The sequence below is a fragment of the Campylobacter concisus genome, from assembly GCF_003048985.1.
GTDB classification, from domain to species: Bacteria; Campylobacterota; Campylobacteria; order Campylobacterales; family Campylobacteraceae; genus Campylobacter_A; species Campylobacter_A concisus_AY.
The window spans coordinates 109,956-133,040 of the sequence record NZ_PIRS01000001.1 but is presented as its reverse complement, the minus strand read 5'-3'; the positions used below and the strand labels follow the sequence as shown (position 1 = coordinate 133,040).

At 40.1% G+C, this 23,085-nt stretch carries 23 protein-coding genes, 1 other RNA gene and 2 pseudogenes; 8 read left to right on the top strand and 18 right to left on the bottom strand.

What is annotated here, in order from left to right:
• Positions 1 to 24: 24 nt before the first annotated feature.
• Both rsmD and CVS91_RS00650 read right to left on the bottom strand, forming a co-directional pair.
• Entirely contained in the window at positions 25 to 591 is a 567-nt protein-coding gene (gene rsmD / locus CVS91_RS00655) for a 16S rRNA (guanine(966)-N(2))-methyltransferase RsmD (RefSeq protein ID WP_012001655.1), read from the bottom strand.
• Positions 588 to 932 carry a hypothetical protein gene (locus CVS91_RS00650; RefSeq protein ID WP_012001654.1) on the bottom strand — a complete coding sequence of 115 codons (345 nt, stop codon included), beginning with the start codon at positions 930 to 932 and terminating at the stop codon, positions 588 to 590. The genes rsmD and CVS91_RS00650 overlap by 4 nt, the downstream gene beginning before the upstream one ends.
• Positions 933 to 1,051: 119 nt before the next feature.
• On the opposite strand from CVS91_RS00650, the gene CVS91_RS00645 reads away from it, so the two are divergent.
• The 4 genes from CVS91_RS00645 to CVS91_RS00630 are packed head-to-tail and all read left to right on the top strand — an operon-like array spanning position 1,052 to position 3,811.
• The gene (locus CVS91_RS00645; protein WP_107829568.1) at positions 1,052 to 1,447 is read left to right on the top strand and encodes a FlaG family protein; all 396 of its coding nucleotides are present in this window, start codon (positions 1,052 to 1,054) and stop codon (positions 1,445 to 1,447) included.
• A gap of 2 nt (positions 1,448 to 1,449) precedes the next feature.
• Positions 1,450 to 3,210: a flagellar filament capping protein FliD gene (gene fliD, locus CVS91_RS00640; RefSeq protein WP_107829566.1), complete on the top strand. Its 1,761-nt coding sequence runs from the start codon at positions 1,450 to 1,452 to the stop codon at positions 3,208 to 3,210.
• A gap of 9 nt (positions 3,211 to 3,219) precedes the next feature.
• Positions 3,220 to 3,591: a flagellar export chaperone FliS gene (gene fliS, locus CVS91_RS00635; protein ID WP_009293744.1), complete on the top strand. Its 372-nt coding sequence runs from the start codon at positions 3,220 to 3,222 to the stop codon at positions 3,589 to 3,591.
• Positions 3,584 to 3,811, top strand: coding sequence for a hypothetical protein (locus CVS91_RS00630; RefSeq protein WP_021085119.1), 228 nt, complete (start codon positions 3,584 to 3,586; stop codon positions 3,809 to 3,811). Before fliS ends, CVS91_RS00630 begins: the two co-directional genes overlap by 8 nt.
• 101 nt (positions 3,812 to 3,912) lie before the next feature.
• Here the strand turns inward: CVS91_RS00630 and rnpB are convergent.
• Positions 3,913 to 4,239: RNase P RNA component class A (rnpB, locus tag CVS91_RS00625), an RNA gene on the bottom strand.
• Positions 4,240 to 4,745: 506 nt separating this feature from the next.
• Between rnpB and CVS91_RS10615 the strand changes: the two are divergent.
• A pseudogene (locus tag CVS91_RS10615) lies at positions 4,746 to 5,636 on the top strand (Cache 3/Cache 2 fusion domain-containing protein); the annotation flags it as partial.
• A 24-nt stretch (positions 5,637 to 5,660) separates the two neighbouring features.
• Positions 5,661 to 6,716, top strand: a pseudogene (locus tag CVS91_RS10610) (methyl-accepting chemotaxis protein); the annotation flags it as partial.
• Between the two features lie 112 nt (positions 6,717 to 6,828).
• Here the strand turns inward: CVS91_RS10610 and truD are convergent.
• On the bottom strand, positions 6,829 to 7,953 hold the full coding sequence (gene truD, locus CVS91_RS00615; RefSeq protein ID WP_107829562.1) for a tRNA pseudouridine(13) synthase TruD: 1,125 nt from the start codon (positions 7,951 to 7,953) through the stop codon (positions 6,829 to 6,831).
• The gene (locus CVS91_RS00610) at positions 7,931 to 8,752 is read right to left on the bottom strand and encodes a thiamine-phosphate kinase (protein ID WP_107829560.1); all 822 of its coding nucleotides are present in this window, start codon (positions 8,750 to 8,752) and stop codon (positions 7,931 to 7,933) included. The genes truD and CVS91_RS00610 overlap by 23 nt, the downstream gene beginning before the upstream one ends.
• 63 nt (positions 8,753 to 8,815) lie before the next feature.
• Here CVS91_RS00610 and CVS91_RS00605 point away from each other — a divergent pair, with 63 nt between their 5' ends.
• Positions 8,816 to 9,835, top strand: a complete 1,020-nt coding sequence (locus CVS91_RS00605; RefSeq protein ID WP_107829558.1) for a hypothetical protein — start codon at positions 8,816 to 8,818, stop codon at positions 9,833 to 9,835.
• A 451-nt stretch (positions 9,836 to 10,286) separates the two neighbouring features.
• On the opposite strand, the gene CVS91_RS00600 is transcribed toward CVS91_RS00605, so the two are convergent.
• The 11 genes from CVS91_RS00600 to CVS91_RS00550 form a co-directional block, all read right to left on the bottom strand.
• A complete protein-coding gene (locus CVS91_RS00600; RefSeq protein ID WP_107829556.1) occupies positions 10,287 to 12,095 on the bottom strand; it encodes a menaquinone biosynthesis decarboxylase in 1,809 nt (602 codons plus the stop codon).
• 176 nt (positions 12,096 to 12,271) lie between these two features.
• On the bottom strand, positions 12,272 to 12,622 hold the full coding sequence (locus tag CVS91_RS00595) for an Imm10 family immunity protein (RefSeq protein WP_107829554.1): 351 nt from the start codon (positions 12,620 to 12,622) through the stop codon (positions 12,272 to 12,274).
• A gap of 2 nt (positions 12,623 to 12,624) precedes the next feature.
• Entirely contained in the window at positions 12,625 to 13,554 is a 930-nt protein-coding gene (gene hemC, locus CVS91_RS00590) for a hydroxymethylbilane synthase (RefSeq protein ID WP_107829553.1), read from the bottom strand.
• Positions 13,555 to 13,562: 8 nt separating this feature from the next.
• Positions 13,563 to 13,994 (bottom strand): FxsA family protein, encoded by a 432-nt coding sequence (locus CVS91_RS00585; RefSeq protein ID WP_107829551.1) that lies wholly within the window; start codon positions 13,992 to 13,994, stop codon positions 13,563 to 13,565.
• Positions 13,991 to 15,691, bottom strand: coding sequence for a proline--tRNA ligase (locus CVS91_RS00580; protein WP_107829549.1), 1,701 nt, complete (start codon positions 15,689 to 15,691; stop codon positions 13,991 to 13,993). Before CVS91_RS00580 ends, CVS91_RS00585 begins: the two co-directional genes overlap by 4 nt.
• Positions 15,681 to 16,964, bottom strand: coding sequence for a glutamyl-tRNA reductase (gene hemA / locus CVS91_RS00575; protein WP_103631231.1), 1,284 nt, complete (start codon positions 16,962 to 16,964; stop codon positions 15,681 to 15,683). The genes CVS91_RS00580 and hemA overlap by 11 nt, the downstream gene beginning before the upstream one ends.
• Positions 16,964 to 17,857 carry a polyprenyl synthetase family protein gene (locus tag CVS91_RS00570; RefSeq protein ID WP_107829547.1) on the bottom strand — a complete coding sequence of 298 codons (894 nt, stop codon included), beginning with the start codon at positions 17,855 to 17,857 and terminating at the stop codon, positions 16,964 to 16,966. Before CVS91_RS00570 ends, hemA begins: the two co-directional genes overlap by 1 nt.
• Before the next feature lie 10 nt (positions 17,858 to 17,867).
• Positions 17,868 to 18,299 (bottom strand): hypothetical protein, encoded by a 432-nt coding sequence (locus CVS91_RS00565; protein ID WP_107829545.1) that lies wholly within the window; start codon positions 18,297 to 18,299, stop codon positions 17,868 to 17,870.
• Positions 18,292 to 18,546 carry a DUF2018 family protein gene (locus tag CVS91_RS00560; RefSeq protein ID WP_103595433.1) on the bottom strand — a complete coding sequence of 85 codons (255 nt, stop codon included), beginning with the start codon at positions 18,544 to 18,546 and terminating at the stop codon, positions 18,292 to 18,294. The genes CVS91_RS00565 and CVS91_RS00560 overlap by 8 nt, the downstream gene beginning before the upstream one ends.
• A gap of 48 nt (positions 18,547 to 18,594) precedes the next feature.
• Positions 18,595 to 19,218, bottom strand: a complete 624-nt coding sequence (locus CVS91_RS00555) for an HAD family hydrolase (protein WP_107829543.1) — start codon at positions 19,216 to 19,218, stop codon at positions 18,595 to 18,597.
• The gene (locus tag CVS91_RS00550) at positions 19,215 to 19,547 is read right to left on the bottom strand and encodes a hypothetical protein (RefSeq protein ID WP_009293722.1); all 333 of its coding nucleotides are present in this window, start codon (positions 19,545 to 19,547) and stop codon (positions 19,215 to 19,217) included. The genes CVS91_RS00555 and CVS91_RS00550 overlap by 4 nt, the downstream gene beginning before the upstream one ends.
• A 106-nt stretch (positions 19,548 to 19,653) precedes the next feature.
• Between CVS91_RS00550 and CVS91_RS00545 the strand changes: the two genes are divergently transcribed.
• Positions 19,654 to 20,925, top strand: coding sequence for an O-acetylhomoserine aminocarboxypropyltransferase/cysteine synthase family protein (locus tag CVS91_RS00545; protein ID WP_107829541.1), 1,272 nt, complete (start codon positions 19,654 to 19,656; stop codon positions 20,923 to 20,925).
• A gap of 50 nt (positions 20,926 to 20,975) precedes the next feature.
• On the opposite strand, the gene CVS91_RS00540 is transcribed toward CVS91_RS00545, so the two are convergent.
• A complete protein-coding gene (locus tag CVS91_RS00540; protein WP_107829540.1) occupies positions 20,976 to 21,152 on the bottom strand; it encodes a transformation system protein in 177 nt (58 codons plus the stop codon).
• 473 nt (positions 21,153 to 21,625) lie between these two features.
• On the bottom strand, positions 21,626 to 23,068 hold the full coding sequence (locus CVS91_RS00535) for a potassium/proton antiporter (RefSeq protein ID WP_107829538.1): 1,443 nt from the start codon (positions 23,066 to 23,068) through the stop codon (positions 21,626 to 21,628).
• Positions 23,069 to 23,085: the final 17 nt, after the last annotated feature.

Below are 23,085 nucleotides of genomic sequence, written 5' to 3'. Positions count from 1 at the left end.
TTAAAGCAAAAGATGTTCCAAAATTTACTGAAAATAAGAGAGAGAAGTGGCTCCAAATTTTTTAAATTTAACGAGCTTATACGCAGAAATTTCATCGCCAAATTTAAAGTCGCTGTTATGCTCAAAAACTATCATATAAATTTTCTCTTTTTTTAGCTGCGAGATCAAATTTACAAGCTTTTCGTAGATATCATCAAAGCCAGCCCTTATGTCAAATGGTGGATCAAGATAGAGTAAAACCTTGCCATTTTGCGAATTTACAAGATCAGGCAAAAGCGCAAAACTATCGCCATTTATAGCTTTTAAATTTGGACTTTGCAGGCTTGCAAGGTTGCTTTGCGTGATCTTAAAAGCGGCTCTATCTTTTTCGATAGCGATAGCCTCGCGCGCTCCGTTACTAACAGCCTCGCTTGCCATCACGCCGCTTCCGCCAAAGCCCTCTATAAATGTAAGCGAGTAAATTTCATCTCTGATGACGTTAAAAAAGGACTCTTTTACGATGCTTTTTGTGCTTCTAGTCGTACTTAGACTTGGTAGCTCAAGTCTTTTGCCTTTAAATTTACCACTTGAAATTTTGGTATAAAGTTTCACTGATTTGCCCTTAAAATTTCAAGCAGATCAGCTTTAAATTTATCGATTAAAAGTGATACTTTTTGCTCCAAACTCTTTTCATTTACTATCTGATCTGGCTCTTTTGCCTTTGAAATTTGCGTGGCTGAGTAAAACTCCTCAAGCGTATCAAGAAGAGTGGCTCTTGTAAATGGATGAGAAAGATGAGCGTTCTTACCTATTATAAATAGCGGTTTTTTTGTGACGATCTCGCGGTCACTTACTACAAAATCACAATCCTTATGATGAGCGGCTAAATTTCCACAAAAAAGCAGCAAGGTCTTTTGCAGCAAAATGCAGTCGCATTCAAATGAAATTTTCATATCCCGTCCTATAAATTTTGCTCGATTTTAACCTAAATAATCAAAAATTTATATAAATACTAAAGGAATTTAAAATTTTACCGATGTAGAAGCTAGCGTAAGTTTTAAGGAGTAAAACTATGGAAATTTTCAAAGCAGCGGCAAATCAAACACTTGATGCAAGCATGAGTACATCGGCTCAGCGTCAAATTGATAGCAGACCTATCGAGCACTCTGATGTCAAAGTAAATGCAGATAAAAACGGCAAGTCAAAGGAGGCTAACGAGCTTGACGGACTTAGCAACGAGGATCTTGCTAGAAAGACAAGAGAGGTCACTGATAGGCTAAACTATCAGATGCAGCAGCTCGATACTAATGTAAGATTTGCTTACAACGAGAAGTTAAATTTAATGGTAGTGCAAGTAAAAGACGCCAAAACAGGCGAAGAGATAACACAGCTTCCGAGCAAAGAAGCTATAAAAATCAGCGAGTATTTCAAAGAAAGTATCGGAATACTTTTTGACAAGGAGAGTTAAAAATGGCAGTAGGTAACGTAACAAATTTAGGCATCGGTACAAAAAATAGCGGCCTAAACGATGAGCTTATCAAGAAACTAAAAGAGGCTGATGAGGCTGGACAGATCAAGCCACTTACAACAAGGCTAGAGAAAAATGAGCTTAAGCAAAAGGATCTTGCGGCGCTAAAAACTCTTGTTAGCAACGTAAATGTTAGTGGCAAGACACTTGGCGGCGAAGCACTTTATCTAAAAAGAAATACAAATAACGCTGGCAAAAGCGTCACTGCTTCTGCAGCAAACGGCGTTAGCGTGCAAAGTTTTAGTATCGATGTGCAAAAACTTGCTCAAAAAGATACATTTCAAAGCAAGAATTTCAAAAATTCTTCAAGCATGGTGGGTGCGACAAATACTGGCTCGTTTGACGTTGAGATAGACGGACAAAAATTCTCTATCGGCGTGACAAGATCGACAACATATCAAGATATCGTTGATAAGATAAATGACGTAAGTGGCGGTAAATTGCAAGCTAGAATTTTAAATGTTGGTGGCGATAAACCAAATCAAATAATGCTTCAATCAGGCAGCACTGGCGCTACGCAGACTATCAAATTTTCAAACGACACTGCTGGCATCTTAGACAAGCTTGGCTGGGATGATACGCAGTTTCAAGACACAGACGAGCACGGCACAGCGCTAACAAATCCTGATGGCTCGCCAAAGATGACATCAAATTTGGAGAAAAATAGAATTCTAAAAGCGCAAGATGCGGAATTTACATATAATGGCGTAAATATCAAAAGAAGCAAAAATAGCTTTGATGATCTAAGACCGGGCGTAAATATCACGCTAAATGAGACTGGCAAGACAAATGTAAGCATTTCACAAAATACGGACGAAGTCATAAAAGCGGTTGAAGAGTTTATAAAAGACTACAACCTAATGACCATGAACCTTGAGATCGCTACAAAATATGACGAAGAAAAAGGCGCTGGCACTTTCCAAGGTGTGAGTGAAATTTCAAGCCTTAGATCGAACATCGGACGTCTAGTAAATGGTCAAGATAGCGAAGGCAAAGCGCTAAGTAAATTTGGTATAGTGCCAGATAAAGACGGTCAGCTTCAGCTTGATCTAAATAAATTTAACGCTGCTCTTAGCAAAGACCCTGAAGAAATTCAGAAATTTTTCATGGGATCAAACAAGACTGAGCCGATAACTCACATGGGAAATTCACTAGTTAGTGCTGGTGCTCTAAACATAGCAGCTGACGATCTTACGATAAATGGCAAGTCAGTTATTTTCTCTACCGCAGCTGGCTCATCAGCTGAGGACAATGCTCTAAAGCTTCAACAAGCTATAAATGACGCAGGTATTGAGGGTGTCACAGCTAGCCTTGATCAAAGTGGCAAGAGAATAATCCTAAAAAGAAATGACGGTCAAAGTTTGGAGATAAAAGGCAACAGCACAGCCCTTGCAAGCCTAGGCATGAGCGAAGCAACTGTAAATCCAGTGACCAAAAAGACAGATGGTCTATTTACAAGACTTAATAAGATGCTTGATGGTGTCGTTGGCAAAGATGGCACAATGATTGCTATGCAAAATCAGCTAAGAGATGAAAACAAATCAATTGCAGACAACAAAGAGGCTACACAAAAGCTTTTAGATGAGAAGTATACAACGATGCAAGAGCGCTTCATCAAGTATAACTCTATCATCGCAAGTTTAGAAAATCAGTTCTCAACTCTAAAATCAATGATAGATGCTGAGATAAACAGTAGAAAATAAGAGAGAAAAATGAATCAAAGTGCATATAGTGCATACGCACAGTCGAGTTTCGGGGGCATCGAGTCCCCGACTAAATTAATAGAAATGCTTTATGACGGAATTTTGAAATTTATATTTCGCACAAAAAAAGCGATCGAAGCTGGAGATATAGAGAAAAAAGTCTATTATATAAACAGAGCAAACGCTATCTTTGTCGAGCTTTTAAACTCGCTTGATTATTCTCAAGGCGACGTGGCTCACTATCTTAGCGGACTTTATACAAGGCAGATGCAGCTTCTTGCTATGGCAAATATCCAAAACGATATTAATGCGCTAAATGAAGTAACAAATGTCGTAAAGCAGTTATCAGAAGCATGGAGGGAGGTAACATCAGGTGAATAGCTGGATCAATGAATTTAAGCTAGCATTAATAAACGAAGATACAAGAAAGCTAGCTGCACTATCACAAAGCTTTAGCGAAGATATGTTTAAAAGCTTAGCTTCGGCTCAAGAAGCACAAGCGCTAATAGGCGGTGCGATAGAGCTTTTTAAAACTAAATCTTCACACATCCAAAACGAGCTTACAAAACTACAAAAAGCTCAAAAATACGTAAAAAATTAATCTAATCTCAAACTTTCAAGGCACGGCAAATTTGCCGGTTTTGTCTTGAAAATCTTTTAAATTTACCAACTGCTTGCTACTTGAAATTTACTCTAAATTTAAGCAAAGGCACGGCGTTAAGCCGAGTTCTGTCTTGAGCGATCATTTATCTACGCTTGCTTTTACAAACAAGCTCTAGCGAAGGGTTTTAATATAAGACCAAAACCATCCCTTCTTACTGCAAGTTGGGTTTATATAGTCACGCAAGTTACCAAGCGCGCCGGTGGGCTCTTACCCCGCCGTTTCACCTTTACCGCCAAGGCGGAAGTTTGCTTTCTGTTACACTATCCCTTAGGTTTCCCTAGCCATCCGTTAGATGGAACTTTGTCTTATCGCAGCTCGGACTTTCCTCTTTTGCAAGATGCAAAAGCGACCGCTTACCGTGCCAGAGCGTGATTATATTTAAAAATATATAAATTTACCCTGCGACCAAATTTTTCATTAAATTTTGCAAATTTATCTAGGAATTTTTTTGATTTTTGAGCATAAATTTTGTCACAACTTGGTATGAAATTAATTTTTTTATTTAATCTTTTTAAAATTTCTTTACAAAAACAAGAGTAAAACGCTCCAAATTTCACTTTTTTGTTATTTTGCTTTGAAGCTTAAACCAATCTAATAAAATAGACAACAAATCAATAAAACGATAAAAATTTAAATTTTAATCCCTCAAAAGCGCAAATTTCTTGCTTTTGCCAAACTATAAATTTTGCTTAAAAAGCTAAATTTAAATAGCAATTTTTTATAAATTTTTACTCCAGTTTCATAAAAGTTATAATTACAAATATAAAGCAAACAAAAATTTAAAATTCGTTATTTTTCCTTAAAATTCTATATGTTTTACGAGAAAAAATTTGTATAATAAGCTCAAAAATCTAAACCAAGGAGGATATAGATGAATTTGCGTAGCATCTTAGTCAAGGTCTCAGCGATCATCGCTTTAGTTCTTGCCATTTGCATGGCTTGCTTTGTATTTTTTATATCACATGTCTTAGAGCGTGAGATAAAGGATGGAGTTGTAACTACAGTTAAACAAAACGTTGCGCTTGCGATGGATACAGTTGAGCTATTTGATGAAGATAACGAAGATAATGCAAAACTATATATGCATGTCCTAAAAGAAGCTTTAGGCAATATAAGAGCCACTAGCCAAACCATAAAAACAGAAAATGACGATGCTTTAGAGCTTATCTCGGATAAAATGGGCGTGTTAAATAACAACCACGAGATATCTGATAAGATCAAAAAGCTAACAAACGGTGGCATCCCAACCATCTTTGCAAAATCAGGCAATGAATTTGCTGCTGTATCTACCTCACTTTTACTAGATGATGGCAGTAGAGCACTTGGTATGCTAAACAAAACAATATATCCAAAGATGATGAACAAAGAAACATATGTGGGTGCTTTAAATATTTTTGGTAGAAACTATATGTGTGTTTATGAGCCAGTCGTTCAAAACGGCGAGGTTGTAGCGGTTTTATTTATAGGTTACGACTTCACTGAAGGTCTAGAGGATCTTGAAAAAACAATGGCACAAATGAAGTTAGGCGAGCATGGGTATTTCTCTATCTACAACACAAAAACTAATAAATTTGAGATCCACCCAACTCAAGCTGGTAAAGAGCTAAGCAGTGATGTTAAAGCTGCTATGGAAAAAATAGCGAAACAAAAAGAAGGTGTTGAATTCGCTAATACTGGTGGTGTTGAACGAATAGTTGCTTTTGAGCCATTTGATAAGCTAAACTGGATAGTGCTTGGCTCAGCTGTTACTGATGACTTTTTAACACCTCTAAAAGTGGTTAGTAAAAACTTCATCATAGCAAGCATTATAGTTACATTGCTTCTTATCATAGTATCTATCTTCTTGCTTAAAAAGCTAGTTGCAAATCCTATCGATAGACTAGGAGCAAATTTAAATGCTATAACATCTGACTTTACTCTTAAAATCCCAATCTACGGCAAAGATGAGATAGCTAAAATAAGTAATGATATAAATAACTTCATAGAGCGCATAAGAGTGCTTATAAGCGACACTAAAAACCTTTCAAGCGAAAACAGCTCAGTCGCAAATGAGCTAAGCTCTACCTCACTTCAAACAGGCAAACGCGTAGAAGAATCAACCCAGATCGTTGAAGAGACAAATCAAAGATGCAAGTCTATGCAAGAAAGCATGAAAGAGTCACTTTCAATTGCTCAAGCTGGCAAAGATGACCTTCAAAAGGCAAGCACTCATATAAAAACAGCTACTGAGGCTATCAGATCTCTATCATCTCAGATTGTTGATTCTGCTAATGTTGAAAATCAAATGGCTGGCAAGATCGAACAGCTTAGCCGTGACGCTGAGCAGGTAAAATCAGTGCTTGTTGTTATAAATGACATCGCTGATCAGACAAATTTACTTGCACTTAACGCAGCCATCGAAGCAGCTCGTGCTGGCGAGCATGGACGTGGCTTTGCAGTCGTTGCTGATGAAGTTAGACAGCTAGCTGAGAGAACTCAAAAGTCTCTAACAGAGATAAATGCAACTATCAACGTTATCGTTCAAGCGATCAATGATAGCAGCGAGCAAATGGGCATCAACTCTAAACAAATTCAAGAGCTAACCCATGTGGCAAGCGACGTTGAAAAGACTATAAATAATATGAGCGCAACGATGAATAACGCCATAGCGATGTCTGATAAGACTATGCAAGACTACATCGCAACAGGTAAAAACGTAAATGAGATCATGGATGGCATCTCAGAGATCAATCAAATTTCATCTGAAAATGCTAGAAGCGTCGAAGAGATAGCTTCTGCAGCTGAGCATCTAAATAAGATGACAGATGCGCTAAATACAAAACTAAGCGTATTTAGAACTTAAGTTTTTACCTCTTAAATTTAATGTTTTTAGGTCTAGCTTTGGCTAGACCTTTTTAAATTTAAACTAGCTAAATTTAGCTAGCCAGCCTTTTAAATCTATCTTTAAAATTACCCTATTCGAATATATTTTTATGCAAAATTTCTTCTAACACAACCGTGGCGTATGAGCCCTTTTGAAGTGTGAAATTTAAGCTAAAATGAGCGTTTTCTTCGTTGTATTTGTAGCTTGTATTTTCAAGATACGCCCAGTTAAAGCGCCTTGAACCAGCGATCTTTGAAGTAAGCGAAAACGCCTCAGCGAAAATTTCATCCTCAAGCTCTTTTGCCACGCCACTTGCCTCATAGGCCTTTGCGCCGACTATAAGTCCAAGGCTTGTGATATCGCGCTTAGCAAATCTTTGCGCCTCTTGATCTAAATTTTCACACAAAAAGAGCTTGCCAAATGGATAGTGCCCCAAAACCTCTCCAGGAAGCAGCTTAAAAAAGCTCTCCTGCGCTTTCATCGCTTTTAGTTCATCTTTGCTAAAGTTTTTATAAATTTCACCTAGCTCACTTAGGCTAAAGTCGCTTACAAACCTTGAAATTTCGACCCTTTTGCTAAGATAGCGGTTAAAAAGATCGCTTTGATAGGCTGAGATCAAAAAGTCATTTAGCTTTACATTTTTGCTCTTTTTGCCATTTATCGTGCCATTTTTAAGTAGCTCCAGCCCAGTTGCAGCATTGTCGCCAAATTTACCAAAGCGCTGGTAGCCAAAGTAGTTTGCATAGCCCATTTTATCGATATTTGTAAATGCCTGCTCAAGCTTTTTAGCACTACTTGGCAGCACCTTTTTTAGGCGGATGAAAAAGCTATTGCCCTTTAGATGTCCGATGCGAAGCTTATTTTTATGCACGTTTAAATTTAAAATTTTCATCTTTTCATGGCTAAAGTTTGCAAGCGCGCTCTCAAATTTACGAGGCATCGAGATAAACTGCGTCGTCATGCCCTGCTTGTCCTTTAGTCCAGCATAGCCAAAGTCGCGCATCTTAGCCCCTGTAACCTCGCTTAAGGCGTGCAAAGCGTCGCTTGTCGTCATATCTTTTTTAGAAATTTCAACGATCAAGTGCTCGCCGTCACCGCTAAATTCATAAAGTGGTATCTCGCGCACGACAAAATCATCTGAATTTTTAGAAAAATATGCCTCGATGGGCGCATGAGTAAGCGCATAGAGCGGCTTAAAAGTGGTGGCTTCTTGCATTTTGTCTTAACCTTTTGTGTGAAATTTTTGCAAAGATGTTGATCTTTGTCCTAGTTTTTGCGGCGATCCTTTTAATGGCGCTTAAATTTTTATGGCTAAAGGTAAATAAAACCTCGTACTCCTCGCCGCTACTAAGCTCAAATTTGCTTAGTTTTTTTGTAAATTTAGCGCCCTTTTTGCTAGCCTTTAAAAGCTTGCCAAGGTCGGTTTTTAGCCCATCTGAGATATCCATGGCGGAGTTTATAAGATGAGCTGCTTTATAAAAAAATTTATCTCTTAAAACAGGCTTTTTAAAGCGTGAGTTTTTAGAAATTTGAGCCAGTCTTAAAAGCGAGTTTAACCCCTTTTGGCTGCCTCCAAGCTTGCCTGTAAATGCAATAAGATCGCCAAATTTAGCATTTTTTCTAAGCACAGCCCTGCCCTTTAGCTCGCCGATCACGCTGACGCTTATGTTTAAAATGGAGCTACTTATCGTGTCGCCGCCTATTATCTTTACGCCAAACTCTTCGCACGCCCTATTTATGCCCCTACTTAGCTCGCTGATCTGGCGCGGCGTGAAGCTCTTTGGCAGACTAAGCCCAAGAAGGGCAAATTTAGGCTTTGCGTTCATCACGATCGTATCTGAAAAATTTACGATCATCGCCTTGTAGCCGATCTCTGCAAGGCTTAGCCAGCCAAGCTTAAAGTGCGAATTTTGCGCAAAAATGTCCTTGCTAAAGACCATTTTGCCGGCAACCGCCGCATCATCGCCGATATATTCGTTACTAAAGCATGCAATCGTAAAATTTTCTTTATCCATTGAGCTATTATAATGAAACTCCTTTTAAATTTAGGATAAAATAAGCCCAAAAAAAGGATAGAGATGCAAAGAGTTGAGATTTTTAGATTTGACGCGAAAAGAGATGTTTTGGCATATTTTAAGCCCTATTTTTTAGAGATTTCAGACTTTGCAAACTTAAACGAGCTTTTTGCCCACGTAAAGAGCATAGACCCCTACTTTAGCCCATTTGAGGGCTTTGTCAAGGTAAATGACGTCGTAGTTAGCACCGCCCAGCCACTTGCAAATTTAGCTCAAAAATTTGGTAGCGAGCTTTGCATAGCCCCGCTTGATGAAAAAAGAGCGGTTTTAGATCTAGCCATAAATGATGATGACTTTTGGGCGAAATTTGAGCCATTTGCTAGCTTTTGTAAAAGAGCCGACAAAGAGCTTTACGCTAACTTTAAGCCCTATTTTTACGCTGATTTTGTAAAAGACTACGAGCCAAATTTTATAGGAGCTGCCGCGATAATACTAGCTCATCATCTTTATAAAAACGAAAAAAACGATGAAATTTTAAAGCTAGTTGGCGGTAAAAACGGCATTTTGATAGCCTGCGAGCTTGATGATTTACTCTTTGAAGAAAGCGAAATTTATAGCGAGGCGATTAATTTTTTCAAAGAAATTTTAGGCGTAAAAGCTGCGCCAAAATATGAAAACGAGCTTAAAAAGATAGAAAAACTTAGCAAATTTAAAGAATTTAAGATAGCCATAAAAGATAAACTGCCTGAAAATTTAAGCGCATACAAGGCAAATTTTATAGAGCTAAACGCTAAAACGCCTTGTGGATATGATCTTTTAAAGGCCGATGAAGAGCTAGCTTGCAAACTTGCTAGCAAGATAGTTTTTGCTGCATTTGATAGTGGGGCTGACTTTTTGCTAGCTAGCAATGAGGCGGAGTTTTATATCTTTGACACGCTAGCAAAAAAGCTTGAGAAAAGTGCCAACAGAAGCTTGCAAGACTTTTATGTCCTAAGAGTAAGCGAGCTAATGGCACTTGAAAATGGCGAGATACCAAGTGGGCTAAAAGAGCATGCTTTAAAGGTCGGTTTGGTAAATTTATGAGCTAAATTTACTACGTCAAATTTAAATTTTTATGGCACTCGTGCGATTTTAAATCTTGTATTTAGGATTTATAATTTTTCTAAAAAACAAAAATAAGCTATTTTAAACGCTTGTAATATTAGGCGATGTTTTAATGGCTAGCTAAAATACACCATAAATTTGCCACTAAAGCAACAAAAACTAAGAGCGCTCAAATCAAGAAGTATTTTAAAATCAGATAGCAGTTTTACGATCTAATTTTAGATAAATCTAAAATTTAAGAGTTTTAAGCCAACCAAAACCCCAGATAAAACAGATAAATTTAACTAGAAATTTTCATAAAATGGCAAGAAAATTTATCTTGGGATATAAGGGTAACCTTAAACTAAGTTATTTTTAAGTGCAAAAACTAATCTTTTAAATTTTCAAGCAAATTTGAGCTAGCCAAAAGCTGGGTAAATTTAAAACAACCCTACCTAAATATCTCAAATTTATGAAATAGCTCTGGCTCATCTTTTACCACACCACGCTTCACAAGATCAGCCACTACTTCACGCTCACAGTCAGTTTGCATAGGCCAGCCACGTGTGTAGCCCTCAAGCTCACTCTTGCTCGTCGCATCCACGCAGAAATTTTCGCCATCTATGTAGATATCACGCAAGGCATCTATATTATTTGTCACACGCCAAAGCAGCATATATGGGTTTTCTAGGTAGTTTTGCATATCCACTACGACTAGAAGCTTGAAAAACTCCCTAAATACCAAAAGCTTAGAAAATAGCTCTTTTACAGGGCGATCTTTTTCAAATTTAATCACACAAATAGGCGTTTTACTCTGCTTTTTAAACTGCCTAAGCTCCTTAATATTTGGCGAAACGCTTTGAAATTTGGCCAAAAGCTCATCATCGCTTAAGACCGCAGGGCTAAATTTACAAAAATCCTGCGTCGCGTCGATGCCTAGCTTACCGCCAAAGCACGAGTTTGGACTGGCGTGATCGAGCTGGTCGCACACGCCTTGGCTTATCAGTACACTCTCACTGCCAAATTTATCAAGCACAAAGTCCGCAAATTTGTCGTATTCTGCTAGCTCTGGTGCATCGCTACCCACAAAGATCGCGTGCTTTACAAAGCTCATCTGCCCAACTCCCCAAAATGCGTGCATCGCCTGCTTTGCGTGAGCTGGATAAAGGGCGTTGATCTTGGCTAAGATAAGATTGTGAAAGACGCCATTTTCAGGCATATTGTAGTCTAGTAGCTCTGGCACGGTCGTTCGCAAAAGTGGCAAGAATATGCGCTCAGTCGCCCAGCCCATATACTTATCCTCAAGCGGCGGCTTGCCAACCACGGTCGCATGAAAGACAGGGTCTTGCTTGCTCGTTATCGCCGTGACCTCCATCACTGGAAACGGCTCAACCGGCGTGTAAAAACCAGTGTGATCGCCAAATGGCCCCTCAAGCTCGCTCTTAGTCGTATCCACAAAACCCTCGATCACGTAGTCGGCGTCGTGCGGGACGTAAATTTCATTAGTTAGCGACTTTACAAGCTTGGCTGGCTCTTTGCGGATAAAGCCGTAAAGCAGCAGCTCAAAGACGCCCTTTGGCAGTGGCGCTTGACCGCACCAGATGTAGAGTGGATCGCCGCCTATTGCCACAGAGACTGGCATCTTACGGCCTGCGCGCTTATACTCGTGAAAGAAATTTGCGCCGTCTTTGTGGATCTGCCAGTGCATGCCAAGGCGATTTTTATCATAAATTTGCAGTCTATACATGCCTAAATTTTGCAGCGCACCATCTAAACTTTGCGTATAGACCTGCCCCATCGTGATAAAAGCACCTCCGTCATGCGGCCATGTTTTTAGCGCAGGCAGGCTCAAAAGATCAGCCTGCTCGCCCATAAATTTGACCTGCTGGCACTCACCCTCACCTTTTAGCCTTTTGGTAAAAATTTTTCTCATGCTAAAAAGATAGGCCAAAAAGTCAAGCTTCTCTTTGAAATTTTCAGGTTTTTTGGGTTTTAAAAGCTTCTCTATCTCAGCTGCGACCTCATCGGGCTGCACGCCAAATATCAACTCAAGCGCCCTTTTTGAGCCGTAGATATTTGTAAGCACTGGGGCAAATTTACGTCCAGTTTTTTTGCAGACTGGGTTTGTAAAAAGAAGCGCTTGTGAGCCTTCACGCTTGACCTCGATGTAGCTAGCGTGTGCGATCTCTAGGTCGATATCTACTGGCTCCTCGATCACCCTAAGTAGGCCGTTATCTTTTAAAAGCTTGATGTAGTCCATATTTTTCCCTTAAATTTTTAAGGATGATAGCTAAAATTTGATAAAAAAGGCGATGCTAATATTTTGTTATTGCACGCAAAGGCAGTTTGTGTGTGTCTGTTTTTTTATCGCAAAGGCAACTCTTATCATCTCGGCTAAAAAATGGTGGCAAAGCAGGCGAATGATTAAATTTAGGACTACTCTAGCAGCTCGCCAAATATCTCTTTGCTATATTTCATAAAGCGCTCATTAAGCTTTACGCCCTCGGTATCTACGCAAATGAGACTATCTTGCACCTCAAAAATGATGCTCTTATCAGTGATCTTTACTCGTTTGCAAGCGTTGTAGCAAATGTCGCCATTGCACTCTGCATATAGGCCATTTATGTCGGCGTTTTCGTCGTCGCCCTTTTTTAGCTTGATCGGTCTTTGAAAGATTATGTAGTTTTTGTAGTTATATTTGTCGTCTGCAAGACCGATCATATAGTAGTTATCTTTGCTATTTTTGGTAGCACTTATGGCTTTTGCTTTAAAGTTTAGCTCAAACACGCTTACGCCATCTCTTCAGCGCGTTTTAGTAGCTTTTTAGCCCCTTTTTCTATAAATTTATGCGCTAGCTCCTTGCCGACACTTTGAAATTTATCCTTGCTAGTCTTTAAGCTATCTTTTATAAACTCGCTTCCATCAGGCAGACCAACGATCGCATCGATAGAAATTTCATCGCCCTTTAGCCTTGCGCTTATGCCTATTGGCACTTGGCAGCCGCCCTCTAAAACACTTATGAAGTCACGCTCTATGGTCGTTTCGATGACCGCATTTTCGTCATTTAGAAAGTCAATCTGCTCTAAAATTTGCTTCTCGTCCCTAGCCTCGACGCCAAGAGCACCCTGACCCATCGCAGGTATCATCTCATCAAAGCCAAATGTGTAGATGTGTGCCACTTCAGCCTTGATATTTAGGCGGTTTATGCCAGCCATCGCCAAAATGATCGCGTCAAATTCGCCATCTTTTAGCTTGCGTAGGCGTGTTTGCACGTTTCCACGAAGCGAGATGATCTCAAGATCAGGCCTCATGATAAGTAGCTGCATCTTGCGGCGTAGGCTCGTTGTGCCAACTTTTGCGCCGTGCGGTAGGTCGCTAAATTTAGCAAATTTCTCACTTATCATCGCATCTCTCGTGTCCTCGCGTGAGCAAATGGCCGCTAGTTTAAGCCCTTCCGGAAAGACTACTGGCACGTCTTTTAGGCTATGCACGGCGATGTCAGTCTCGCCTTTTAGCATGCTATCTTCAAGCTCTTTTGTAAAAAGCCCTTTGCCGCCGATCTTTGCAAGTGGTGTGTCAAGTATCACGTCGCCCTTTGTCTTCATGCCCTCAAGCACGACCTTAATGCCCTTGTGCTGCGCCTCGATCCTAGCCTTGATATGCTCGCTTTGCCAAAGCGCTAAGATGCTCTTTCTAGTTGCTATTTTTATCTCTTTCATCATCTCTCCTAATTTACTCTTTTTGGCTCTTCGATGACCTCAACGTCGATGATCTCGCCCTCATCTTTTTTACTGCGCTGCTCGCTAAAGTTTTGAAATTTAAACTCCTGATAGCTCTCATTTTTCGCTGCATTTTTCTTAAACACTAAAGAAAAAACGACCACGGCTATGCCAAAAATATCCGTTAAAATTCCTGGCAAAAATAGCAGCGCTCCGCCAAAGCCAAGCCCTAGCTGGCTAAATAAATTTCCACCAAGAAAGCTAGCAAATGCCGTTTGTGGCGAATTTAAGCTAGAAAATCCACTATTTAAAAGAAGTGCGATACCCACAAATCCAGAGACTAGCACCTCAAGAAAGTAGTTCAAAAAGCCAAATTTATCAACAAAAAGATAGATAAATACCACTTCTATCAAAAAAAACAAAAATGCAAAAAATCTCATAAGCTTTCTTTTATCTTTCTAAAGGCGTCGTTTGCCTCTATCGTCTCTTTGCTTAGCCCATCTCTTGTAATAAACTCGACCTTGCCATTTGCAAATTCTTTACCCACAAGCAGCGCATAAGGGAAGCCGATAAGTTCAAAATCATTCATCTTAACGCCAAATCTCTCGTTTCTATCATCAATTATGACGCTAACGCCAGCTTTTTTAAGGCTCTCATAAAGCTCAAACGCAAATTTCACACCAGCCTCATCTTTTAAATTTGAGATGATGATCTCCACATCAAATGGCGCGCACTCTTTTTTCCAGATGCAGCCCTTCTCATCGTGGCTAGCCTCTATCATCACAGCGATAAGCCTGCTTATGCCAATGCCGTAGCAGCCCATCAAAAATGGCTTTGCCTTGCCGTTTTCATCAAGGTATGTCGCATTCATCGCAGCTGAATATTTATCGCCTAGCTGAAAGATATGACCGACTTCTATGCCTTTGCTAAGTTTTAAATTTCCGCCACAAACTGGGCATTTATCGCCCTCTTTTACCTTTACAAGGTCTTTAAATCTCTCTTCGTTAAATCCGCTAACACTAACGCCAACAAAGTGATAGTCCTTCTCGTTAGCGCCGCATATCATGTTATTTGCGCCCCTTAGCTCGTTATCTATAAAAAATTTCACATCTTTTAGCCCAACTGGCCCGCAAAATCCAGCAGATAATCCAGCTTTAGCCACGTCAGCCTCGCTAGCATCTACAAGCTCAAGCGCCTTGCAAGCGTTTTGCGCCTTTGTCTCTTGAAGCTCATCATCACCCCTTACAAAAAAGACCACGACCTCCTCTTTATCCTCATAGATCGCCTTTTTCATAACAGCTTTTATGCAGTAAAACTCGCTAACTTTGAAAAATTCCGCCACATCTTTTATAGTTTTTGCATTTGGCGTTAGAAATTTAGCCGCGTCTGCCTCTGGCGCCTCGGCATCGCTAACTCTTGGTTTGCGCCTTGCAGCCTCAACGTTTGCAGCGTATCTGCAAGCCTCGCAGCAAAGTATGTCGTCCTCTCCGTTACTTGCAAGCACCATAAATTCTTTACTGCCACTTCCTCCTATGGCTCCGCTATCAGCCTCAACAGCTCTAAAATTTAGTCCTAGACGAGTAAAAATTTTGCTGTAAGTTGCCTCCATAAGGTCAAATTCGCGTTTTAGATCCTCTTTGCTAGAGTGAAAGCTATAACCATCTTTCATCGTAAATTCGCGCCCTCTTAGCAAGCCAAAGCGTGGTCTTGCCTCGTCACGAAATTTGGTGTTTATCTGGTATAAATTTAGTGGTAGCTGCTTGTAGCTAGTCACCTTGCCACGCACCAAAGCAACGGCTGCCTCTTCGTTTGTCGGACTTATGACAAAGTCATTATCTTTTCTATCTTTAAAGCGCAAAAGCTCCTTGCCAAAGACGTTGTAGCGGCCACTTTGCTTCCAAAGCTCGCCTGAAGTGACCACGCTAAAGCTCACCTCTAGCGCTCCAGCCTCGTTCATCTCCTCTTTCACCACGCGTGAAATTTTATCATGCATGATCTTTCCAAGCGGTAGATAGTTGTAAAGTCCAGAGCCGATCTGCTCGACAAAGCCGCCTCTTATCAAAAACTGATGACTTGGTAAAGATGCATCTTTTGGCGCTTCTTTGGTCGTTGGGGCGTAAAATTTACTAAATCTCATCTATATCTCCTGCTTGAAAATTTTGTTCATCTTTTATGTCAAATAAAAATTTAACTCCGTTTGAAAGCTCACTCGCTCTCTCCTCGTCTGCAAGCCCTTTTAGCTTCATCGTTGGCTGGTGCAAAAAGGCTTTAAAGACTTGATGAATGAGCTTTTGCGCCTCATCGTAATCGCTATGTTTTAAATAGCCCTTTTTCATCGCCTTTTCTAGCTCATTTTTTGCGCAAATTTCAGCCTGCTTGCGGATTGATTTTATAAGAGGCACGCTCATATCTTCTTTTAAAGTCTTTAAAAACTCGCTCGTATCTTGACCGACGATCGAGTAGGCCTTTTGTGCCTGCTCCTCTCTTAGAGCTAAATTTTTACGCACGATCTCCTCTAAGCTATCGACCGTATAGACGCTGATAAGCTCTGTGTTTAAAAGATCGATGTCTCTTGGCACGGCGATATCAAAAAAGTATCTGTGAAATTCTCTTGGCTCGATGATCTCTCCTGTGATGATGGCGTGTGGGGCTGCAGTGCTTGAGAAGATGAGATCGTAGCTATTTACATACTCTTTTAGTTTTAAAATGCTATCCCAGCTCGCGCTATCTCCTAAGCTATCAACTAACTGCTCAACGCGCTCGGAGCTTCTGTTTATAATGATCACCTCTGCGCCACTTGATATGAGGTGCTTTGCTGCTAGCTCGCCCATCTCGCCAGCGCCCACGACGATAGCCGTTTTGCCCTCAAGCGTGCCAAAAATTTCTTTTGCTTTTGCTACGGCGACGCTTGAAACTGAGATCGGGTTTTTAGAAATTTGAGTTTCGTTTCTAACCTTAGCAGCGCACTTACATGCGTAGTGTATGATCTTGCTGATATCTTCGCCACATGAGTTGTTGTCATAGGCAAATTTAAAGGCATTTTTTAGTTGGCCAACGATCTGCGTTTCGCCAACGACTAGGCTATCAAGCGAGCTTGCCACGGCAAATAGGTGGTGTGCAGCACCGCTGTTTTCATAGATGTCAGCTCTCTCATAAAGCTCATCTTCAAAAACGCCTGAAAATATCGACATACACCTGATTATGTGAGCGGTAGCGGCCTTTACATCCTCTACGCTAGCTATGATCTCGACGCGGTTGCAGGTGTTTAGCACCATGCTCTCTTTTATGTTTTTGTTTGAGTTTATCAGCTTTAAAATTTGCTCTTTTTTCTCGTCACTATCAAATGCAAGCTTCTCTCTGACCGAAATATCAGTATTTTTATATGTAAAACTTATGTCTAAATAGTGCATCAAAATTCCCTCTCTATCATGCTTTTTATGATCCCTTCAAGCTCGGCGTTTTTATACTCTTTTATCGCTTCTATCGCCTCACTTCCAAGCCTTTTGGCTTCATTTATAGCTTTACTAAGCGAGCTAGTTTTATCAAAATTTTCTTTTAGCCATGAAATTTCGTCCGAATTTAACTTCTTTGCCCAAAGCGATCTAAGCTTTGCTTTACCAGCCTCGTCCAGGCTCTTATAAAGATATATGTAAGGAAGCGTCGTTTTGCCCTCGACAAAGTCGTTAAGTGCTGGTTTGCCAAGCGTTTTTTCATCTTGAGTGATGTCTAATATATCATCAACGATCTGAAATGCAAGACCTAAATTTTTGCCATAAATGCCAAATTTCTCGCTATCTTTGCCAGCTAGCTTTGCCCCACAAATAGCCGTGGCTTCTATCAAAACAGCTGTTTTATAATAGATCATTTTTAAATATTCTTGCTCGTTTTCGTTAAAATTTTCAGCCATTTTCACATCCATCATCTCGCCGATGCTTAGCTTACTGACTGCATCTGAGATGACAGCTGCGATGCTTGGATCAAATTTTGTAAGCTCAAAATAGGCCTTTGAGTAGAGGATGTCGCCTAGCATGACTGAGTTTTTACTGCCAAAAAGTGCGTTTATGCTTGGTTTGCCACGCCTTATATTTGCCTCGTCTATGACGTCGTCGTGCAATAAGCTTGCAAGGTGGATGAGCTCGATGATAGCGCAAAGTTTGAGCGAAATTTCACTCTCGCCTGCGATCTTTAAAAGAAGTTTTGAGCGTAGCTTCTTGCCTGAGCTTATCTTTAAAAACATCTCAAACGCCTCTTTGTAGCCAAGCTCGCTTATAAATTTGCTCATTATTTCATCGATTTTATCCATTTTTATCCTTCTATTTATCCTCGTGCGGATCTCTAAAACCCACATCCACACGCTTGCTCTCATCTAGCAGCGCCACCCTAAAATGCGCCTTTTTATCCCTAAAATCAATAAATGATATATAAAGGCTCACGCTCTCGTTTGGCGGCATCACAAAATCAGGCAAAACTCGCTGCATGTAGGTGTTTTGTCCTTGTCTTAGCGAAAAGACCATCTGCCTTGGATAGCGCCTAAAAAAGCTTTGCACAGTGATATTTGTGCTATCAAATAGCGTCCAACGAAAGTCAAACGTCTCAACTCTTTGAGTTTTTTTCTCGGTTATAAAGACGCGTGCCCACTCATCTTTTTTAAGCTCAAATGTATGCACCGAATTTGGGTCAAAATTTGGCTCTTTTGCAAAGACAAGAGCGACTAGCAAAGCAATGAGTGCAAAAATCTTACTCATTTTGGCTTAAAATTTCTCCGCTAAGCTCGATATATAGGTCATTTACTCCGTTATAAATTTTATCTTGCTCTGAGGCTATAAAATTTCTGATCTCATCCTCATTAACGCCATGCTTTTCGCAAAGCTCGCTCATAGCCACAAATTTCTCAAAAATTTTATCTATCTCGTTTTTAACCAAAACGGCATTTGCGTTAAACAAAATGTCATAAAATTTATCTCTCGCACTGCCCTCAAATATATCTATCATCGCTGTTTCTTTGAAAATTTCTTAAGATTATAGCCAATTAAAACTAAGTTAAAAATTTAATATTATCTCCCAAGCCTCGCCAACATTTTTAGCGTTATAGGTCGCAGTTTTGCTCTCCTCGCCAAATCCCCAGCAAACTTGCACGTAAGGTATATTTGCATTTTTGGCGGCTAGCTCGTCTTTTAGGCTATCTCCTATAAAGATCGCTTTATCGGCTCCAGTTTTACTAACAGCTAGGTGAAGCATCGCAGGATCTGGCTTTTGCGGTATCTCCTTGCTAGCGCCGATGACCTCGTCAAATAGCTCATAAATTTCATTTTTCTTTAAAATTTTCTCTAGCGTATCATGTGGTGCGTTGCTTGCTAAAACGACCTTGTAGTGAGCATCTCTACACTTTTGCAAAAGCTCTTTTACGCCATCATACGTGCTCGCACACTCATCGTAAAATTTCTTAAATTTCTCTTCAAAGCCCTCTTTTAAGCTCCTGCTTGGCGTGTCGATGCCGTAAAACTCAAGGGCTAAATTTCTACCTGGTTCGTTGATCGCTTTTATGATAAATTCCTTTTCAAGTGGCGATAAATTTAGCTCGCCCCTTACTTCATTTACCGTTTTATATATCGCCTCGCCGCTATCGATCACCGTGCCGTCCATATCAAAAATAACTACTTTCAATCCTCATCCTTAAATTTATTTTTATGCTTTTCTTTTTTATATGTCTTTTGATTTTTTAGCTTATCAAGTAGATTTGCCGCCTTTAAAAGCTCATCTTTTGGGGCATTTTTGATAAGCAAATTTATAAAATTTTCTAGCGCCTTTGAGTATGGCTGATCAAGATAAACAGCCTCGACTTTTTCGATGACTTTCGCGTTTTTCTCAACTCTTTGGCGAAACTCAGTCTCATCAAAGTCATCTCTTTTTAGTCCATTTATCGCTGATTTTGCAAATTTTTCTAGCGCGCGAAGATATTTTACACGTTTAAATTTGTCCGTGACTTGGTTCAAATTTTTCCTTTTTTTGGCAAATTATATCAAAATTTGATTTTATCCCCTAAATTTTGGCTTTGCTAATGTATAATTTACGCCAAAATTACTTAAACAAGGAGCAAAAATGAAGCAAGAAACCGCTGCGATCCACGTAGGCTACGATACAAACGAGGGCTTTGGCACGATGGCTGTGCCTATTTTTCAAAGCACGGCTTATGACTTTGGAAGTGCTGAGACAGCCGCTGCTAGGTTTGATCTAAAAGATAGTGGCTACATCTACACAAGACTTAGCAACCCAACGACAGATATCTTTGAAAAAAGGGTCGCTGCACTTGAGGGCGGAGCCGCTGCGATAGCGACTGCAAGCGGTCAGTCAGCTTTGTTTTACAGCATCATAAATTTAGCCCAAGCTGGCGATAATATCATCATCGCTAAGAAAATTTATGGTGGCACGACGGTGCTTTTTACGCACACGCTGAAAAGATTTGGCATAGAGGCTAGAGTCTTTGACAGCGACACAGCTGATGATCTGGAGAGTCTGATAGACGAAAAAACTAGGGCTATATTTTTTGAAACGCTTTCAAATCCGCAAATTTCTATCCCAAACATCGAAAAAATCGTAGAAATCGCAAACAAATATGGCATCATCAGCATCACTGATAACACCGTGCCAACGCCTATCATCTTTCAGCCACTTCGCCACGGCGTCGATGTTTGCGTGCATAGCGCTAGCAAATATATGAGCGGTCAGGGCCTTAGCCTAGCAGGTGTGGTCGTCAGTGCAAATCACCTAAACGAAAAACTAAAAGGCAACAAACGATATGAGCACTTTAACGTGCCAGATGCGAGCTATCACGACATCGTATATGCTGATATGACGGATCGTTTTGACATCTACACGCTAAGAATGAGGCTTGCTATCGTGCGCGACATCGGCGCTGTGATCTCTCCGTTTAACTCTTGGCAGCTCATACAAGGGCTTGAAACGCTTGCCGTTAGGGTTGAAAGACACTCGCAAAACGCGCTAAAAGTGGCTAAATTTCTAAACTCTCACAAACATATAAAAAGCGTGGCTTATCCAGGGCTTGCCGACAACGTAGATCACGCAAAGGCGCAAAGATACTTTAAAGATGGCATGGCTAATGGGCTATTTTGCTTTGAGACTGATAGCTTTGAGCGTGCAAAAAAGATGCTAGAGCGCGTAAAACTCTTTAAGATCGTGGTAAATATCGGCGATACAAAGTCGCTCATCACGCATCCAGCCTCGACAACTCACCAGCAACTAAGCAGCGAAGAGCTCATCAAAGCTGGCATCACAAAAGAGCTGATAAGAGTTAGCATAGGTCTTGAAAACGCCGAGGATCTGATAGCTGATCTGGCTCAAGCCTTAGAATAGAATTTTCTATTTTTTTCTAGCTCATTTTGGGCTAGAAATTTAAAATTTACTCAAAGCTTGCCGTATATCCTCTCGCACTCTTTTGCTTGCCTTATAAATTTTATAACGATGTAGATGACAAGTAGCGGCACGCTTATATACCAAAATGCAAAAAAGGCGAGCATAAAAAGCATAAATAAGAATGTTGCAAAATATACTAAGACAGCAAGGATGATATCATCAAGCATTTTGCCTCCCATTTTGCTAGTGTTTTGGTGATTTTATAAAAAGCGAAATAAAATGATACTGAACGGATTTGTTTTGGCTCTAAAATTTGAGCTAAGTTGCAAGCGAAGTCAAATTTTAGTAGCCAACTCTTGCGAGTGAATGGAATTTCAAAAATTTGTAAAAAAATAAAATCCCATTTGTGATACTTCTATTCAAAAGGGAGACAAGGGGACTCAAGTTACGAGGCCGTCCTCTTATCCACCTTTTTAAATCCCCAAAACCCCTCACACGTTAGAGGTAGCACACAAAGGTGCTAACGCACCTCATGCTATTAAAAACTCTGGCAAATTTTAAAATTTATGAGCGAGCATATCACGGCTCTAAATTTAGTGCTAAACGAAGTGTAGCCTAAATTTAGTAGTCTGCTAAGGCGAGTGAGTAAAGTTTTAAAATTTACAAAGAGAAATGAAATGTGGCAAGTTTTATCAAAATTTTAATAGGTTAAATACTTAATCGTATCTTGATAAAGCACTTGATTTTCGCATTGTATCAGCAACAGATCATTTTCTTCAAAGATTGTTGAGCCAGTTGGCTTTTGATACTCGTTTTTACGCTTTATTAGGATTATTAAAAACTCAGTTGGAAGCTCAAGCTGAGCCAAATCTTTGCCAATTAGTTTTGAGCCATCGTGAATGGTGTGCTGGTGAAGTGTGTAGCTTAAGATCGGAGAGTTTTCTACTGTTTTAACATCCTCTTGCTCGCTCTCTTTGACCTTAAATTTATCAGCTGCAAAGCCAAGCGACATGCCCTGTATCAAAATCGAAATCAGAACCATGAAAAATATAATGTTAAAAATCATACCCGAGTCTGGAATACCATCTACATAAACATAGGTCGCAAGCACGATAGGCACGACGCCTCTTAGCCCAACCCATGAGATGAAAATTTGTTCATTTATCTTAAATTTAGAAAAGGCAAGCGAGGCAAAAACACCAAGTGGTCTTGCAAAAAACATAAGCCACAAGGCCAAAACAAGCGCTAACAGCGCAGTTGCAGGAAGTTGTGAAGGATTTACCAAAAGGCCAAGCGTCAAAAAGACAACTATCTGCATCATCCAAGCGATACCGTCGTGAAAGCCGATCAAATTTTTCTTATGCGAAAACTCTTTTTTATTTATAAAAATTCCCGCTATATAAACAGCCAGATAGCCGTTTCCACCGATCTTGAAACAAATCGTGTATAAAAGTAGTATCCAAGCGATAGAAAAAACTGGATAAAGTCCCCAGCTTTTTAGGCGAAGTCTATTAAAGATGGCTGGCAAAGCAACGCCAAAAAGATAGCCCATGCTTATGCCGATGCCAAACTGCTTAACCAGCGTGATTGCCCACTCAGTCGCTGTTGGCGTGCTATTTAGCGAGATCATCTGAATGATCGTCATAGTTAAAAATATCGCCATCGGATCGTTTGAGCCAGACTCTAGCTCAAGAAGCGGTGCTATGCCATTTTTTAGTGAAATTTTCTTCGCTCTTAGTATGGCAAAGACTGCTGCTGCGTCGGTTGATGAGATGATGGAGCCTAGCAAAAAAGCCTCTGCCCATGTAAAATCAAGCAGATATTTTGCAACTGGAGCGATCGCAAGTGCTGTTAGAAAAACACCAAGTGTGGCTAGGGTTAGACCTCTGCCAAAGACTGGCTTTATCGCTGCAAAGTCAGTGTCAAGCCCGCCAGCGTAGAGTATAAAGATGAGTGCTAGCATGCCGACATTTTGAGCAACCACCTGATCATCAAAATTTACACCCAGCAGGCCGTCTGAGCCTGCTAGCATGCCGACACCCAGAAATATTATTAAAGAAGGAATTCCAAATTTATCAGAGATTTTGCTAAATAAAATGCTAGTTATAAGCAAAACTGCAAAAAACAGTAGTAAATTTTCCATTCATCCTCCAAATTTAG